15 protein-coding genes are annotated in these 16055 nt (G+C 70.9%); 8 read left to right on the forward strand and 7 right to left on the reverse strand.

The features are described 5' to 3' along the window. Positions 1 to 90: 90 nt before the first annotated feature. Genes ACIQMX_RS23270 through ACIQMX_RS23280 form a run of 3 tightly spaced genes read left to right on the forward strand, consistent with a single transcriptional unit; the run spans position 91 to position 2732 of the window. The gene (locus ACIQMX_RS23270) at positions 91 to 981 is read left to right on the forward strand and encodes a sterol desaturase family protein (protein WP_402480705.1); all 891 of its coding nucleotides are present in this window, start codon (positions 91 to 93) and stop codon (positions 979 to 981) included. Next, a complete protein-coding gene (locus tag ACIQMX_RS23275) occupies positions 978 to 1667 on the forward strand; it encodes a lysoplasmalogenase (protein WP_363077549.1) in 690 nt (229 codons plus the stop codon). The genes ACIQMX_RS23270 and ACIQMX_RS23275 overlap by 4 nt, the downstream gene beginning before the upstream one ends. Positions 1668 to 1688: 21 nt before the next feature. Next, on the forward strand, positions 1689 to 2732 hold the full coding sequence (locus tag ACIQMX_RS23280; protein WP_363077551.1) for a zinc-dependent alcohol dehydrogenase family protein: 1044 nt from the start codon (positions 1689 to 1691) through the stop codon (positions 2730 to 2732). Here the strand turns inward: ACIQMX_RS23280 and ACIQMX_RS23285 are convergent. Together ACIQMX_RS23285 and ACIQMX_RS23290 are read right to left on the reverse strand one after the other, a co-directional pair. After that, positions 2722 to 4140, reverse strand: coding sequence for a CoA transferase (locus ACIQMX_RS23285; RefSeq protein WP_363077553.1), 1419 nt, complete (start codon positions 4138 to 4140; stop codon positions 2722 to 2724). The genes ACIQMX_RS23280 and ACIQMX_RS23285 overlap by 11 nt on opposite strands. 112 nt (positions 4141 to 4252) lie before the next feature. Further along, on the reverse strand, positions 4253 to 5788 hold the full coding sequence (locus tag ACIQMX_RS23290) for a S8 family serine peptidase (RefSeq protein ID WP_363077555.1): 1536 nt from the start codon (positions 5786 to 5788) through the stop codon (positions 4253 to 4255). Between the two features lie 289 nt (positions 5789 to 6077). On the opposite strand from ACIQMX_RS23290, the gene ACIQMX_RS23295 reads away from it, so the two are divergent. From ACIQMX_RS23295 to moaA, 3 genes are all read left to right on the forward strand, one after another. Beyond that, entirely contained in the window at positions 6078 to 6443 is a 366-nt protein-coding gene (locus tag ACIQMX_RS23295; RefSeq protein ID WP_148015995.1) for a DUF485 domain-containing protein, read from the forward strand. Beyond that, a complete protein-coding gene (locus ACIQMX_RS23300; RefSeq protein WP_363077557.1) occupies positions 6440 to 8080 on the forward strand; it encodes a cation acetate symporter in 1641 nt (546 codons plus the stop codon). The genes ACIQMX_RS23295 and ACIQMX_RS23300 overlap by 4 nt, the downstream gene beginning before the upstream one ends. A gap of 184 nt (positions 8081 to 8264) precedes the next feature. Next, the gene (gene moaA / locus ACIQMX_RS23305; RefSeq protein ID WP_363077559.1) at positions 8265 to 9254 is read left to right on the forward strand and encodes a GTP 3',8-cyclase MoaA; all 990 of its coding nucleotides are present in this window, start codon (positions 8265 to 8267) and stop codon (positions 9252 to 9254) included. 36 nt (positions 9255 to 9290) lie between these two features. On the opposite strand, the gene ACIQMX_RS23310 is transcribed toward moaA, so the two are convergent. Both ACIQMX_RS23310 and ACIQMX_RS23315 read right to left on the reverse strand, forming a co-directional pair. Then, positions 9291 to 9554: a hypothetical protein gene (locus tag ACIQMX_RS23310; protein ID WP_363077561.1), complete on the reverse strand. Its 264-nt coding sequence runs from the start codon at positions 9552 to 9554 to the stop codon at positions 9291 to 9293. A gap of 220 nt (positions 9555 to 9774) precedes the next feature. Then, positions 9775 to 10152: a DUF3099 domain-containing protein gene (locus ACIQMX_RS23315; protein ID WP_363077563.1), complete on the reverse strand. Its 378-nt coding sequence runs from the start codon at positions 10150 to 10152 to the stop codon at positions 9775 to 9777. Between the two features lie 245 nt (positions 10153 to 10397). Between ACIQMX_RS23315 and ACIQMX_RS23320 the strand changes: the two genes are divergently transcribed. Then, positions 10398 to 10673 carry a GlsB/YeaQ/YmgE family stress response membrane protein gene (locus ACIQMX_RS23320; RefSeq protein ID WP_363077565.1) on the forward strand — a complete coding sequence of 92 codons (276 nt, stop codon included), beginning with the start codon at positions 10398 to 10400 and terminating at the stop codon, positions 10671 to 10673. 74 nt (positions 10674 to 10747) lie between these two features. On the opposite strand, the gene tyrS is transcribed toward ACIQMX_RS23320, so the two are convergent. The 3 genes from tyrS to ACIQMX_RS23335 form a co-directional block, all read right to left on the reverse strand. Continuing rightward, positions 10748 to 12016 (reverse strand): tyrosine--tRNA ligase, encoded by a 1269-nt coding sequence (gene tyrS / locus ACIQMX_RS23325; RefSeq protein ID WP_363077567.1) that lies wholly within the window; start codon positions 12014 to 12016, stop codon positions 10748 to 10750. A 67-nt stretch (positions 12017 to 12083) separates the two neighbouring features. After that, complete coding sequence (locus ACIQMX_RS23330; RefSeq protein WP_363077569.1) at positions 12084 to 13478, reverse strand: metallopeptidase TldD-related protein; 1395 nt, start codon at positions 13476 to 13478, stop codon at positions 12084 to 12086. A gap of 82 nt (positions 13479 to 13560) precedes the next feature. Further along, on the reverse strand, positions 13561 to 15084 hold the full coding sequence (locus tag ACIQMX_RS23335) for a TldD/PmbA family protein (protein WP_402480714.1): 1524 nt from the start codon (positions 15082 to 15084) through the stop codon (positions 13561 to 13563). Positions 15085 to 15333: 249 nt separating this feature from the next. Between ACIQMX_RS23335 and fabG the strand changes: the two genes are divergently transcribed. Further along, the gene (gene fabG / locus ACIQMX_RS23340; RefSeq protein ID WP_363077573.1) at positions 15334 to 16053 is read left to right on the forward strand and encodes a 3-oxoacyl-[acyl-carrier-protein] reductase; all 720 of its coding nucleotides are present in this window, start codon (positions 15334 to 15336) and stop codon (positions 16051 to 16053) included. The last annotated feature ends 2 nt before the right edge of the window (positions 16054 to 16055 follow it).

A 16055-nucleotide genomic window follows, 5' to 3' on the forward strand; every position in this document is an offset into this window, starting at 1 on the left:
AAGGTGCCAAAGGCCGCTGACAGCACGTCTCGCATACTTGTTGGTAACAACGTCTAGTCGGGGGCCGACCTGCGGCTCTACGGTGCAGGCATGCCGACGAACCTGCCCGATGTAGTGCTCTGGTCCATACCGGCCTTCGTCCTGCTCACCGTTCTGGAAATGGCGCTCCACCACTTCCACCCCGACGAGGACGCCGCCGGTTACGAGGCGAAGGACGCCACCACCAGCATCTCCATGGGGCTGGGCAGTCTGGCCTTCGACCTGCTGTGGAAAGTGCCCATCGTGGCGATCTACACCGCGGTGTACGAACTGACCCCGCTCAGCATCCCGCTCCTGTGGTGGACCGTCCCGCTGATGCTGCTCGGGCAGGACTTCTTCTACTACTGGTCCCACCGCGGGCACCACGTCATCCGGATCCTCTGGGCCTGCCACGTGGTCCACCACTCCAGCCGGAAGTTCAACCTCTCCACCGCGCTGCGCCAGCCCTGGACCTCGCTGACCTCCTGGCCCTTCTACCTTCCGCTCATCGCGTGCGGCGTCCACCCGGCGGCGCTCGCCTTCTGCTCGTCGGCCAACCTCGTCTACCAGTTCTGGGTGCACACCGAGCGCGTCGACAAGCTGCCCCGGCCCTTCGAGTACGTGCTGAACACGCCCTCCCACCACCGCGTGCACCACGCCTCCCAGGGCGGCTACCTCGACCGGAACTTCGGCGGCATCCTCATCGTGTGGGACCGGTGGTTCGGGTCCTTCACCGTGGAGACGGAACGGCCCGTGTTCGGGCTCACCAAGAACATCGAGACCTACAACCCGCTGCGGGTCGCCACCCACGAGTACGCAGCCATCGCCCGCGACGTGCGCGCCGCGGGCAGCTGGGGCGAGCGGGCCGGGCGGGTCTTCCGCGGGCCCGGGTGGCAGCCGGCCCCGGCGGTGGCGCGCCCGGCCGAGGCCCCCGCCGCCCCGGCCCGGGAGCGCACCGGATGAGCGCCGCCCCGCTCGCGGACCGGCGGGAGCGCTGGGTACGCCCCCTGCTCGCCGCCTTCCTCGTCGCCTGCGCCGTCGACCTCGCCGGTGTCCTCACCGGCCTCGCCGCCCCCCATCTGGTGGCCAAGCCGCTGCTGATGCCGCTCCTCGCCGCGTACGCCGCCGCCCGGCGCGGGCCCCGGCTGCTGATCGCCGCCCTGCTCTGCGGCTGGATCGGCGACGTGTTCCTGCTGTTCGACGCCGACCTCGCCTTCCTCGTCGGGATGGGCGGCTTCGCGGCGGGCCACCTCTGCTATCTGCGGCTCTTCGGACGGGCCCGGGGCGCGCTGCTTCCCGGGATCGGGTACGCGGTCGTCCTGACGGTCTTCGTCACGCTCATCTGGGACGGGCTGCCGGCCGGGCTGCGGGTCCCGATGGCCGGCTACAGCCTGCTGCTGACCGCCATGGCCTACCGCTCCGGCGTCCTCGGCCGGTACGCCGCCACCGGTGGCGCGCTCTTCCTGCTCTCCGACGCACTGATCGCCACCGGCATCGCCGACTGGCCGCAGCTGCCCGCCCCCGGCTTCTGGGTCATGCTCACCTACGTCGCGGCGCAGTTCCTGCTCACCGTCGGCGTGCTCGCGCCGGGGGCGAAAGGAGCCGGTGCGGTCCTCGGGGCGTACCGTGAGCGGAGTATCAGCATCTGAGATCAGCAAGGACCCCCACGCATGCGCGCCACCGTCATTCACGCCCCCCACGACATCCGCGTGCAGGAGGTCCCGGACCCGGTGATCCAGCAGCCCACCGACGTGGTGCTGCGGGTCCTGCGGGCCTGTATCTGCGGCAGCGACCTGTGGGCCTACCGCGGCGAGTCCGCCCGCCGGCCCGGCCAGCGCATCGGCCACGAGTTCCTGGGGATCGTCGAGGAGGCGGGCTCCGAGGTCAACGGCTTCGCCGTCGGCGACCTCGTCGTCGCGCCCTTCGTCTGGTCCGACGGCACCTGCGCCTACTGCGCCGAAGGGCTGACCACGTCCTGCCCGCAGGGCGGCTTCTGGGGTTCGGTCGGCTCCGACGGCGGGCAGGGCGAGGCCGTGCGCGTCCCGTTCGCCGACGGCACGCTGGTCAGGCTTCCCGCCGCCGCGGCCTCCGACGACCACCTGCTCACCGCGCTCCTGGCCCTCTCCGACGTCCTCGGCACCGGCCACCACGCCGCTGTCGGCGCGGGCGTGAAGCGGGGTTCCACGGTCGCCGTCGTCGGCGACGGAGCCGTCGGGCTGTGCGGCGTCATGGCCGCCAAGCGGCTCGGCGCCGAGCGGATCATCGCGCTCGGCCGCCACCGGGTCCGCACGGACATCGCCCGCGACTTCGGCGCCACCGACGTCGTCGCCGAGCGCGGCGACGCGGCCGTCGAGGCGGTACGGGAACTGCTCGGCGGCGAGGGCGCCCAGGCGGTCATCGAGGCCGTCGGCACCGAGCAGTCGATGCGCACCGCCGTCGGCATCACCCGCGACGGCGGCTCCATCGGCTACGTCGGAGTGCCGCACGGCAGCGGCACCGGACTGGACCTCGGCATCATGTTCGACCGCAACATCGCCCTGCGCGGCGGCGTCGCCCCCGTACGCACGTACATTCCGGAGCTGCTCCCCGACGTGCTGTCCGGCACCATCGACCCGTCGCCCGTCTTCGACCTGGCGGTCGGCCTCGACGAGGTGCCGGCCGGCTACAAGGCGATGGACGAGCGCACGGCGCTGAAGGTCCTCATCAAGCCGTGAGCCAGACGGCCGCGTCCGCCCCCAGCGGTCCGGGCGGGCGCGACCAGTCGGCGGGTGCCCCGTCGAAGGCGACCGGCGGCAACGCGTGACGCAGGCGGCCCAGCGTGCTGTCGGTCTCGGTGAGCCACTTCCGCGGGTCGTGGTCCTCGGGTGCCGTACGGTCCGGCGGGGCCGGGATCTCGTCGGTCAGCCAGGCAGCGGTACGGGCGAGTGAGAGGGTGGCCAGCCGTGTACCGCCCTCGTCGTGCTGCTCGGTCAGCGCCCGCAGTACCGCCGCGGCCAGCAGATAGCCGGTGCCGTGGTCCAGCGCCTGGGCGGGCAGCGCACCCGGCGGACCGTCGGGATCTCCCGGTCCGGCCTCGGTCACGGCGATGCCGGTGGCGGCCTGCATCACGCTGTCGAAGCCGCGCTGACCGGCCCACGGGCCCTTCCCCCAGGCCGAGAGCCGTCCGATCACCAGACCCGGCCTGCGCGCGGCGAGGGACTGCGGCGCGAGGCCGAACGTGTCGAGCGCACCGGGCCGGTACCCGGTGACGACCACGTCCGCCCCGGCGAGCAGCCCGTCGAAGACCTCGCGGCCGGCGCCGCTGGCCAGGTCGATGCTCACCGACCGCTTCCCGAACCCCGTGTCGCTGTGCGCGTCCTGGCTCTCCGGGAGCTGCGGGGCGTCGATCCGCAGGACGTCGGCGCCGAGCAGCGCGAGCGTACGGGTGGCGACCGGCCCCGCGGTGACCCGGGTGAGGTCCAGGACGCGCAGTCCGGCCGCGGGCCGCAGCGGAGTGCCGGCGAGGGCGGCCGTCCGCCGCACCGGGGCGGCGTCCAGCCGTTCCCGCTGCACCAGCGGCACACCGGAGAGCGCCACGCGGCGCGGGTCGGCCGCCCATTGTGCGGGCGTCCTGGCAGCCACGGCCAGCCCGCCCGCCGCGTACACCGTCTGCTCGATCTCGGCCGCCCGCCGACCGGCGAAGGACGCGGCCACGGCATCGACGGCCAGGTCGTCGGCGGTGTCCGCGGGCAGCCCCAGCGTGCCCAGCAGCCGGGCGCGGTGGTGCGCGTAGTTGGCGTGTGTACGGATCCAGCCGTCGGCTGTGCGCCAGAAGCGGGAGAGCGGGGCGAAGTTGGCCGGCGCGCGGCCGTCGATCCGCAGATGGCGCTCGCTGACGAACGCGGTGGCCACCGCGCCGTCATCGATCCGGACCGCGGGAACGGGCCCGCCGGTGCGGCGGGCCGCAAGCTCCGCGGCGGCCAGGGAACAGACCCCGACCGCGGCGCGGGCCAGCTCCCGCACGGGCAGCCGCGCGGGAAGCAGCCCATCCGGCCCGGTGGTCCCGATCAGGGAGAGAAGCGCGGGGGCACCGCCGAGGGCGGCCCAGGCCTGCCCGGTGGCGGAGTCGGGGATGATCTTCATCTCCGCACTATGGCACTGAGTGCCAGGCGGGAACAGGGGCGGACCGAAAAGGGGCACGGACCGGTACCGGGGCCGGCCCGGAAGGTGCACGTGCCGGCCCCTCACACACCCTCTACCAGCGCACCGCGTCCAGTGCGTCGACCACTCCGGCCCCGTAGAAGCCGTTGCGGTTCTTGCCGCCCTCGCAGACCGCGTCGATCTTGCCGTCACCGTTGATGTCGTACGGTTCACCGCACGCCGTGGCGTCGGCCTCCAGCGTCAGCAGGGCCTTGACGGCGGCGGCCGACGCGTACGGGTGCCTCGACTTGATCAGGGCCACGACGCCCGCGACGTGCGGGGAGGCCATCGACGTACCGGCCTTGTAGCCGTACTTCCCGCCGGGCAGCGTGGACAGGATCAGACCGCTCGTCGCCGGCGGCGCGGGCGTCTGGTAGACCGTCGAGTCCCCGCCCGGCGCGGCCACGTCGATGACGCCGTCGCCGTAGTTCGAGTACGAGGCCTTCAGCCCCTTCGCCCCCGTCGCCGAGACCGTCACGACACCCGGCAGCATCGTCGGGATGTCGAGGCACACCTTCGGGTCGAGGGTCCGGGTGACGGGCGTGGTGTCGTTCGGGCTCGACGCGTCCTCGATCGTGTCGGCCGCAAGGTCCTCGGCCGAGTTGCCGGCCGCGGCGACGTTGACCGCGCCCTTGCGCTCGGCGTACCGGGTGGCCCGGGCGACGGCCTCGACCAGTGCGCCCTGGTCCGGGTCGTCCTTGCAGTTGTACATCCACGGGTCGGTGTAATAGCTGTTGTTGGTGACGTCCACGCCGTGCTCGGCCGCCCACATGAAGCCGCAGACGACGGCCTCGGTGTAGAAGAAGCCGTCCGGGTTGCCCACCTTGATGCCGGACACCTTCACGCCCGGCGCGACCCCGGTCACCCCGATGCCGTTCTTCGCGGCGGCGATGGTGCCCGCGACATGCGTGCCGTGATCGCTCTCACCGGCCTTCGGACGCCAGGCGCCCTCCGTGGTGTCCGGGGCGCCGGACACGCAGTTCGCCGAGGCGGCGCGGTCGAAGTTGGCGGCGAGGTCCGGATGGGTGTCGTCGACACCCGTGTCGATGACGGCGACCGTGACCTTCGAGCTGCCCAGCGACCTCTTGTGCGCCTGGTCCGCCTTGATGGCGGGCAGGTCCCACTGCAGGGGCTCCATGGGGTCCTGGTCCGCCGTGGCCTGCGCCGCCGCGGTCCGCTCCTGCTGCGCGGTCAGCGGCTGCTCGACCCCGATGTCCTTCGTGGCCTGCGGAACGATCGGGTTGGTACGCGTGGCGCCGGCCGAGTCGACACCCCTGACCCGGCGCATCGACTGCGCGAACTGCGGGTTCTGCGAGTGGGCGACGATGACCCCGATCCGGTCGTAGGCGATCACCACCGTGCCGCCGGCCCGCTCGACGGCCTTGCGCACCTGCTTGACGGTGCCCTGACCCCCGCGGGTGTTGACCACGTACGACAGCTTCGGACCGTCCGCCGACACCGCCGCCGAGGGCGTCTCCTGCGCCGGGGCGGCGGAGGCGGTCCCCGTCGGCAGGAAGCCGAGCGATGCGGTGAGGGCCAATCCGACGGGCAGCGTCAGTGCGCGCTTCCGTCTGGATCCCAGATGAGCCATGGGGTCTCCACTTCATCCGTGTCAGTCGACGGACACGGGGTGTGTCCAGTCGCGTACATGACCAGTGAAGCTATCGCTGATCATCCCGGCTCATCAATGAGTTCGGGAGAACCGATTGCGGCCGGAGCGCCCGAAGGGGTGACACGGGGCCGCCGGAAACCCGGGTGAACCGCTTCGCCGCGCGCTGCGTGCCGTTGTCAGGGGAGGCGTACATCACTCCCCGATATCGAGGTCCCCAGTGAAATCCACCGTCCCCACCACCACCGCACCCGCGTCGCGAGGAGATTCCGTGGCTACCGATGCACCGCCGCCCGAGGGCAGTACGGAGACCGGCCCCGCCCAGCCCACGACCGAGGCGTTCGTCGCGGAGCAGGCGAGCCAGGAATTCGGCGAACTCCGCCGCTCGTACCGCTCGTTCGCCTTTCCGCTGACCATCGCCTTCGTCCTCTGGTACCTGCTGTACGTGCTGCTCTCCAACTACGCCGGCGGCTTCATGGGCACCAAGGTGTACAGCAACTTCAACGTGGCCTTCGTCTTCGGACTCGCCCAGTTCCTCACCACCTTCCTCATCGCCTGGTTCTACTCGCGGCACGCCAACGCGAAGCTCGACCCGAAGGCCGAGGCCATCAAGTCCCGTATGGAGGCCGACGCATGAGCGCCGCGTACCACTCCCACACCGTCGTGACGCTCGCCGCCTCGTCCACCAGCGAGCACCGGCCGCTGATCATCTCCCTCTTCGCGGTCTTCGTCGCCGCGACCCTCGGCATCACCGTCTGGGCCGGCCGCCAGACCAAGAGCGCCTCCGACTTCTACGCGGGCGGCCGCCAGTTCACCGCCTTCCAGAACGGCCTCGCGGTCTCCGGCGACTACATGTCCGCCGCCTCGTTCCTCGGCATCGCCGGAGCCATCGCCCTGTTCGGCTACGACGGCTTCCTCTACTCGATCGGCTTCCTCGTCGCCTGGCTGGTGGCGCTGCTGCTGGTCGCCGAACCGCTGCGCAACTCAGGCCGCTACACCATGGGCGACGTCCTCGCCTACCGGATGCGCCAGCGCCCGGTCCGCACCGCCGCGGGTGTCTCCACCATCGTCGTGTCGATCTTCTACCTGCTGGCACAGATGGCGGGCGCGGGAGTTCTGGTCTCGCTGCTCCTCGGCATCACGAGTGACGCCGGAAAGATCCTCATCGTTGCGCTGGTCGGCGTACTGATGATCGTCTACGTCACCATCGGCGGCATGAAGGGCACCACCTGGGTCCAGATGGTCAAGGCCGTGCTCCTCATCGCGGGCGCCATCCTGATGACCTTCATGGTGCTGTGGAAGTTCGACTTCAACGTCTCCGACCTGCTGGGCACGGCCGCCGAGAAGAGCGGCCACGGAGCCTCGTTCCTGGAGCCCGGACTCAAGTACGGGGCCACCGGCACCTCGAAGCTGGACTTCCTCTCCCTCGGCATCGCCCTGGTGCTGGGCACCGCCGGCCTGCCGCACATCCTGATCCGCTTCTACACGGTGCCGACCGCCAAGGCCGCCCGTAAGTCGGTCAACTGGGCCATCGGCATCATCGGCGCCTTCTACCTGATGACGATCGCCCTCGGATTCGGCGCCGCGGCCCTCATCGGCCCGGACGAGATCAAGGCGAAGAACCCGGCGGGCAACGCGGCCGCCCCGCAGCTCGCCGAATACCTCGGCGGCGTCGGCACCACCGGCGGCGCGATCATGCTCGCCGTGATCTCCGCCGTCGCCTTCGCCACCATCCTCGCCGTCGTCGCGGGACTCACCCTCGCCTCCTCGTCGTCCTTCGCGCACGACATCTACGCCAACGTCATCCGCAAGGGGAAGGCCACCGAGAAGGAGGAGATGAAGGCCGCGCGCTGGGCCACCGTCTTCATCGGCGCTGCGGCGATCGTCCTGGGCGCCTTCGCCCGCGACATGAACGTCGCCGGTCTGGTGGCGCTCGCCTTCGCCGTCGCCGCCTCGGCCAACCTGCCGACGCTCCTCTACAGCCTCTTCTGGAAGCGCTTCACCACCCAGGGTGCGCTGTGGTCCATCTACGGCGGCCTCGCCAGCTCGGTGATCCTGGTGCTGTTCTCGCCGGTCGTCTCCGGGAACGCGAAGACCTCGATGTTCAAGGGCGTCGACTTCGCCTGGTTCCCGCTGGAGAACCCGGGCCTGATCTCCATCCCGCTGGGCTTCCTGCTCGGCTGGATCGGCTCCCTCCTGTCCAAGGAGGAGCCCGACAAGGGCAAGTACGCCGAGCTGGAGGTCAAGTCCCTCACCGGCATCGGAGCCCACTGAGAGCAGAAGTTCACACACGGGACGGGTGCCCGCACCCTTCCTTCGCGCGGCCGCGTCGTAGAGTCCTACGACGCGGCCGCGCCGCTCCTCGTGTCAAACGGGCCCCTCCGTTGTCACTGGGCTCGCGTAGTCTCGGAAGAGTCAGAATCCGCAACCGGGAAGTCACCGGGGGAGGGGGCCCACCGTGCTCATCGACACCTACGACCGGGTCGCCACCGACCTGCGTGTATCGCTCACCGACCGCTGCAATCTGCGCTGCACCTACTGCATGCCCGAAGAAGGCCTGCAGTGGCTCGCCAAGCCCGACCTGCTGAGCGACGACGAGATCGTCCGGCTCGTCCGCATCGCCGTCACCCGGCTCGGCATCACCGAGGTCCGCTTCACCGGCGGAGAGCCGCTGCTGCGCCCCGGACTCGTCTCCATCGTCGAGCAGTGCGCGGCCCTGGAGCCCCGCCCCAGGATGTCGCTGACGACCAACGGCATCGGGCTGAAGCGGACCGCCGCCGCGCTCAGGGCCGCAGGCCTTGACCGGGTCAACGTCTCCCTGGACACCCTGCGCCCCGAGGCGTTCAAGACCCTCACCCGCCGCGACCGCCACCACGACGTGCTGGCCGGACTGGAAGCCGCCCGCGAGGCCGGGCTCACCCCCGTCAAGGTCAACACCGTCCTGATGCCGGGGCTCAACGACGACGAAGCACCCGACCTCCTCGCCTGGGCCGTGGACAACGGCTACGAGCTCCGCTTCATCGAGCAGATGCCGCTCGACGCCCAGCACGGCTGGAAGCGCGACGGCATGATCACGGCAGGCGACATCCTCGAGTCGCTGCGCACCCGCTTCGACCTCACCGCCGAGGAGGACGGCGAGCGCGGCTCCGCCCCGGCCGAGCGCTGGCTCGTGGACGGCGGCCCCCACCGGGTCGGCGTCATCGCCTCCGTCACCCGGCCGTTCTGCCGGGCCTGCGACCGCACCCGGCTCACCGCCGACGGGCAGGTCCGCACCTGCCTGTTCGCCCGCGAGGAGACCGACCTGCGCGGCGCCCTGCGCTCCGAGGCCCCGGACGAGGAGATCGCCCGGCTCTGGAAGGTCGCGATGTGGGGCAAGAAGGCCGGTTCCGGTCTCGACGACCCGACGTTCCTCCAGCCCGACCGCCCGATGTCGGCGATCGGCGGCTGAGGGCTGTCACGCCAGGAACTGCGGGACCGTCGGCCGTCACGCCGGCGGCGAGTCCCGCGACTCCCACTCCGTCAGGGTCACCACGTCCTTCAGGAAACCCCGGACGCCCAGGAACGACGAAAGATGTTCCCGGTGGTCGTCACAGGCCAGCCAGGTCTTGCGGCGCTCCGGAGTGTGCAGCTTCGGGTTGTTCCAGGCGAGCACCCATACGGCATCGGCGCGACAGCCCTTGGCCGAGCAGACGGGCGCGGTGGCGGCGTTCGCGGACGGGACGGCGGAATCGGATCCGGGGGAGTTCACGGACTCAACCCTAGAGCGTGAGCGGGAGCGCGGATCCTGCGGCATCCCCGCCGGAGAAATGGCGACGCCGAGCAGCCACGGGGGGAGCTGCCCGGCGTCGGTCCGTCGCTCCGACGGGGGATGCGGAGCGCTCACGAAGTATGTCACGCAGACCGGCCTGCGGTGCACTGGAACTTCATGATTGATCTGAGCTTTTCTTGAGCTTGGGACCGCCCCGGGCTCAGCCGTGCCCCTGTGGATCCGGGCTTCGGAAAGCATGTCCGGATTCCGGACCGGACTCCGCCGGACCGGCCGTCGGCGCGGCTTCCAGCACGGGCCGCGTGGCGGCGGGCACGAAGGTCGAAGGGAGGGAAGGGCTGTTCTCCCGGCCCGCGTTGGCGATGACGACCGCGACGTAGGGAAGGAGAACCCCCAACGCGAGCGCCACGATCGCCACATGGCGTTCCACGTTCCACAGGACCGCGGCCGCGACCACCGAAACCGTGCGCACGGACATCGAGATCACGTAGCGCCGCTGCCTGCCGCGCACATCCTCGGCGAGCCCCTGCCGCGCCCCCGTGATCCGGAAGACCTCCGCACCGCTCTGTTTCCCCAACACGTCTCCACCACCCTTCCCCGAGCTCATGACGAACTGGGGGAGACCCCGTTCCTGCGCCGGACGCTCCCCGGACCGGACCGGATCCCACGGTACGCCCGGCCTCCCCCGGGTTCGAGACCGGGGCGCGCCGCATGCGTACACCCCACCACTCCGTCGCACGTACGGACCTGTCCGACATGCGGCGTACCGGCCCAGGACCAAGACTGGGCGGACATGCGCGACACCGCGTCGCACGAGGAGGCGGCATGAGCTGGTTGTGGGCAATCATCGTGGGCTTCGTGCTCGGTCTGATCGCCAAGGCGATCCTGCCGGGCAAGCAGGAGATCCCACTCTGGCTGACGACCATTTTCGGCATCATCGGCAGCATCCTCGGCAATGCTGTCGCCACCTGGATCGGTGTCAACGACACCAAGGGCATCGACTGGACGCGCCATCTGCTCCAGCTGATCGGAGCCGTGGTCGTCGTCGGGGTCGGCGACATGCTGTGGACCTCGCTCCGGGGCAACAGGCAGAAGACCTGAGCCACGCACAGGCACACGCACGACGGCGGGGCACGCATCACGCGTGCCCCGCCGTCGTGCTTCCCGTACGTGGCTCAGCCGGCCGTGACCTCGATCGCCGCGAGGTTCTTCTTGCCCCGGCGCAGCACCAGCCAGCGCCCGTGCAGCAGCTCCTCGCGGGACGGAGCCGCCTCGCCGTCGACGACCTTCACGTTGTTCACGTAGGCGCCGCCCTCCTTCACGGTGCGGCGCGCGCCCGACTTGCTCGGCGCCAGACCGACCTCGACCAGCAGGTCGACCAGCGGACCGAGCTCGGCGACCTGCGCGTGCGGCACCTCGGAGAGAGCGGCACCCAGTGTCGCCTCGTCCAGCTCGCCGAGCTCGCCCTGGCCGAACAGCGCCTTCGACGCGGCGATGACCGCGGCACACTGGTCCGCGCCGTGCACCAGCGTCGTCAGTTCCTCGGCCAGCGCGCGCTGCGCCGTCCTGGCCTGGGGCCGCTCCTCGGTGACCTGCTCCAGCTCCGTCAGCTCGTCGATGCTCCGGAAGCTGAGGATGCGCATGTAGCGGGAGACGTCGCGGTCGTCCACGTTCAGCCAGAACTGGTAGAACGCGTACGGCGTGGTCATCTCCGCGTCGAGCCAGACGGCGCCGCTCTCCGACTTGCCGAACTTGGTGCCGTCCGCCTTCGTCATCAGCGGGGTCGCCAGCGCGTGCACCTCGGCGCCCGGCTCCAGGCGGTGGATCAGGTCGAGACCCGCGGTCAGGTTGCCCCACTGGTCGCTGCCGCCCTGCTGGAGGGTGCAGCCGTGGCGCCGGTACAGCTCCAGGAAGTCCATGCTCTGGAGCAGCTGGTAGCTGAACTCGGTGTAGCTGATGCCCTCGTCGGACTCCAGCCGCCGCGCGATGGACTCCTTGGTGAGCATCTTGTTGACGCGGAAGTGCTTGCCGATGTCCCGGAGGAACTCGATCGCGGACATGCCCGCGGTCCAGTCCAGGTTGTTCACCATGACCGCGGCGTTCTCGCCCTCGAAGGACAGGAACGGCTCGATCTGGGACCGCAGCCGCGCCACCCAGGCGGCGATCGTCTCCGGGTCGTTCAGCGTGCGCTCCGCGGTCGGCCGCGGGTCACCGATCTGGCCGGTGGCGCCGCCCACCAGGGCGAGCGGCCGCAGACCGGCCTGCTGGAGCCGGCGCATGGTGAGCACCTGCACCAGATGACCGACGTGCAGACTCGCCGCGGTGGGGTCGTAGCCGCAATAGAACGTGACGGGACCGTCCGCGAGAGCCTTGCGCAGGGCGTCCTCGTCAGTGGACTGGGCGAACAGCCCGCGCCACTTCAGCTCGTCGACGATGTCCGTCACGGTTCCGTGTCTCCTCAGCTACGTGTGTCGATCTGTGTATCGAAAGGCAACAGCCAGTCTAGGCGGGTCATACGCCCCGGCTCACCGAGCTCATGTTGAAGTCCGGGATGCGCAGCGCGGGCATCGCGGCCCGGGTGAACCAGTCGCCCCACTCGCGCGGCAGCGTCTTCTCCGTCCTGCCCGCCTCGGTGGCCCGCGACAGCAGGTCCACGGGCGACTCGTTGAAGCGGAAGTTGTTCACCTCACCGACCACCTCGCCGTCCTCCACGAGATAGACCCCGTCGCGGGTCAGCCCGGTCAGCAGCAGCGTCGCCGGGTCGACCTCCCGGATGTACCACATGCAGGTCAGCAGCAGTGCGCGGCCGGTCGTCGCGGCCACCATCTCCTCCAGGGACCGCTCACCACCACCCTCCAGCAGCAGGTTGTCGATCGCCGGGGCCACCGGAAGCCCGGTCTGGCCGGCCGTGTGCCGGGTCGTCGTCAGCCGGTCGAGCCGGCCGTCGCCGATCCAGTCGGTCCGGCCGAGCGGCAGCCCGTTGTCGAAGACCGAAGCACCGTCCCCGGAGGAGTGCGCGATGACGAAGGGCGCGGATTCGAGCCCCGGCGCGTTCGGGTCGCTGCGCAGGGTCAGCGGCAGCGGGGAGAGCTTCTCGCCGAGCCGGGTCCCGCCGCCCGGCTTGGAGAACACCGTCCGGCCCTCGACGGCGTCCCGTGCGGTGGCCGACCACAGCTGGTAGATCAGCAGGTCGGCCACGGCGGTCGGCGGCAGCAGCGTCTCGTAGCGCCCGGCGGGCAGCTCGATCCGGCGCTCCGCCCAGACCAGCCGCCGCGCCAGCTCGGCATCCATTTCCGCCGGGTCGACGTCCTTGAAGTCGCGGGTCGAGCGCCCCGCCCAGGCCGAGCGCGAGCGGTCCGGCGACTTGGCGTTCAGCTCCAGCGTCCCGTTCGGCTGGTCGTGGCGCAGCCGCAGCCCCGTCGACGTGCCCACGTAGGTCGAGGTCATCTCGTGATGGGCGAAACCGTACAGCTCACGGCCCCCGGAACGGGCCCGGCCGAAGGCGTCGCCGAGCGCGGGCGCGAACGCCGCGAAGACGTCCGAGCCCGTCTCCGCGGGCGCGTCCGTGAAGTCGGGGGACTCCGGCACCCCGGTGACCAGCGGCTGCGCGTCCTCGGCCGGTCCGGCCCCACGCGCGGCGGCCTCGGCGGCCCGCACCAGCGGCTCCAGGTCCGCCGCGGTGACGGCCGACCGGGACACCACACCGCAGGCGGCGCCCTCGGACCCGTCGACGGTGGCGATGACGGTCAGGGTGCGGCCCCTGGTCACCCCGTTCGTCGTCAGCGCGTTGCCCGCCCAGCGCAGATTGGCCGACGACTCCTCGTCGGCGATGACCACACAGCCGTCGGCGGTGGACAGCGCGAGCGCGCGCTCGACGATCTCGTGCGGCTTGCTGACGCGGCTCATCGCCCGGCCTCCTGCGTCGTGTTGAGAGTGTGCCTGCCCGGGGGACGACCCCCGGACCCCCGGCCGGTTCCGTGGTCGCCGTTCATCGCCCGGCCTCCTGCGTCGTGTTGAGGATGTTCACGCCCCGGAAGAGGGCGGAGGGGCAACCGTGCGAGACGGCCGCGACCTGGCCCGGCTGGGCCTTGCCGCAGTTGAAGGCGCCGCCCAGGACGTATGTCTGCGGGCCGCCCACCTTCTCCATGGAGCCCCAGAAGTCGGTCGTCGTCGCCTGGTAGGCGACATCGCGCAACTGCCCGGCGAGCTTCCCGTTCTCGATCCGGAAGAACCGCTGCCCGGTGAACTGGAAGTTGTACCGCTGCATGTCGATCGACCAGGACCGGTCGCCGACCACGTAGATCCCGCGCTCCACCCCGCCGATCAGGTCCTCCGTGGAGAGCCCGCCCGGATCCGGCCTGAGCGACACGTTCGCCATGCGCTGTACGGGGACATGGCCCGGCGAGTCCGCGTACGCGCACCCGTTGGACCGGCCCAGACCCGTCAGCTTCGCGATCCGGCGGTCCAGCTGGTAGCCCACCAGCGTCCCGTCCTTGACCAGGTCCCAGGACTGGGCCTCGACGCCCTCGTCGTCGTACCCGATCGTCGCGAGCCCGTGTTCGGCGGTGCGGTCGCCCGTCACGTTCATCACCGGGGAGCCGTACGCCAGCTTGCCCAGCTGGTCGAACGTGGCGAACGAGGTCCCGGCGTACGCCGCCTCGTACCCCAGCGCCCGGTCGAGCTCCGTGGCGTGGCCGATCGACTCATGGATGGTCAGCCACAGATTGGACGGATCGACGACCAGGTCGTACGTCCCCGCCTCGACGCTCGGGGCCCGCATCTTCTCGGCCAGCAGCCCCGGAATGCTCTCCAGCTCCGTGTCCCAGTCCCAGCCGGTCCCGGTCAGGTACTCCCAGCCGCGCCCCGCCGGCGGCGCGATCGTGCGCATGGAGTCGAACTCGCCGGTCGTCGCGTCCACGGCGACCGCGGTGAACTGCGGATGCAGCCGAACCCGCTGCTGGGTGGTGACCGTGCCCGCGGAGTCCGCGTAGAACTTGTTCTCGTGGACGGTCATCAGCGAGGCGTCCACATGCGCGACGCCCTCCGCCCCCAGGAGCCTGCCGCTCCACTCGGCGAGCAGCCCCGCCTTCTCCTCCGCGGGTACGTCGAAGGGGTCGGTCTCGTACGCCGAGACCCAGCTCCGCTCCCCGTGCACGGGCTCGTCGGCGAGCTCCACCCGCTCGTCCGACCCCGCCGCCGCGATCACCTTCGCCGACAGCTTCGCCATGGCGACGGCCTGCGAGGCCACCTTCGCCGCGGCGTCCATGGTCAGATCCACTCCGGAAGCGAACCCCCAGGCCCCGCCGTGCACCACCCGTACCGCGTACCCGAGATCGGTGGTGTCCGACGACCCGGCCGGCCGGGCGTCGCGCAGCCGCCATGTGGCGCTGCGCACCCGCTCGAAGCGGAAGTCGGCGTGCACGGCCCCGAGCGCCCGCGCGCGGGCGAGCGCCGCGTCGGCGAGCGCCCGTAGCGGGAGCGCCAGGAACGACTGATCTACCTCATGGGCCACGGGCGGCCTCTCCTCTGCTCTCACATACCCTCGGATCGATTACGAGGCAGTGAAGCACGGCCACAGCGGCGTCGCGGCCGATTTCCCGGCCGCGCGCGGGGGATGGCCCCGCGGCGCCCGGACCGGGTCCGTCACTGTAGGAACCCCACAGTGACTGCGGGAAGGCGCTGTCAGGGGCCGATTCCTCGTGGAGCGGGCGGTACCGATAGGTTTTCGAGGTAACCAGACCGCTACCGAAAGGGTGATCCGTTGAGCCGCTCGGTTCTCGTCACCGGAGGAAACCGGGGCATCGGCCTCGCCATCGCCCGCGCCTTCGCCGACAACGGCGACAAGGTCGCGATCACCTACCGCTCCGGAGAGCCGCCCGCGGCGCTCACCGAGGCCGGTGTCCTCGCGGTCCGTTGCGACATCACCGACAGCGAGCAGGTGGAGCAGGCCTACAAGGAGATCGAGGAGAAGCACGGCAGCGTGGAGGTACTGGTCGCCAACGCCGGTATCACCAAGGACCAGTTGCTGATGCGGATGTCCGAGGACGACTTCACCTCCGTACTCGACACCAACCTCACCGGCACCTTCCGGGTCGTCAAGCGCGCCAACCGCGCCATGCTGCGCGCCAAGAAGGGCCGCGTCGTCCTCATCTCCTCCGTCGTCGGCCTCCTCGGCTCGGCCGGACAGGCCAACTACGCCGCGTCCAAGGCGGGTCTGGTCGGTTTCGCCAGGTCGCTGGCGCGCGAGCTCGGTTCGCGCAACATCACTTTCAACGTCGTCGCGCCCGGTTTCGTCGACACCGACATGACGCAGGCGCTCACCGAGGAGCAGCGCAAGGGCATCGTGTCCCAGGTGCCGCTGGGCCGTTACGCGCAGCCCGACGAGATCGCCGCCGCGGTGCGCTTCCTCGCCTCCGACGACGCGTCGTACATCACTGGAGCCGTCATCCCCGTTGACGGCGGATTGGGCATGGGTCACTGATC

Origin of the sequence: Streptomyces sp. NPDC091416, assembly GCF_044756845.1 — a bacterium.
Lineage (GTDB): Bacteria > Actinomycetota > Actinomycetes > Streptomycetales > Streptomycetaceae > Streptomyces.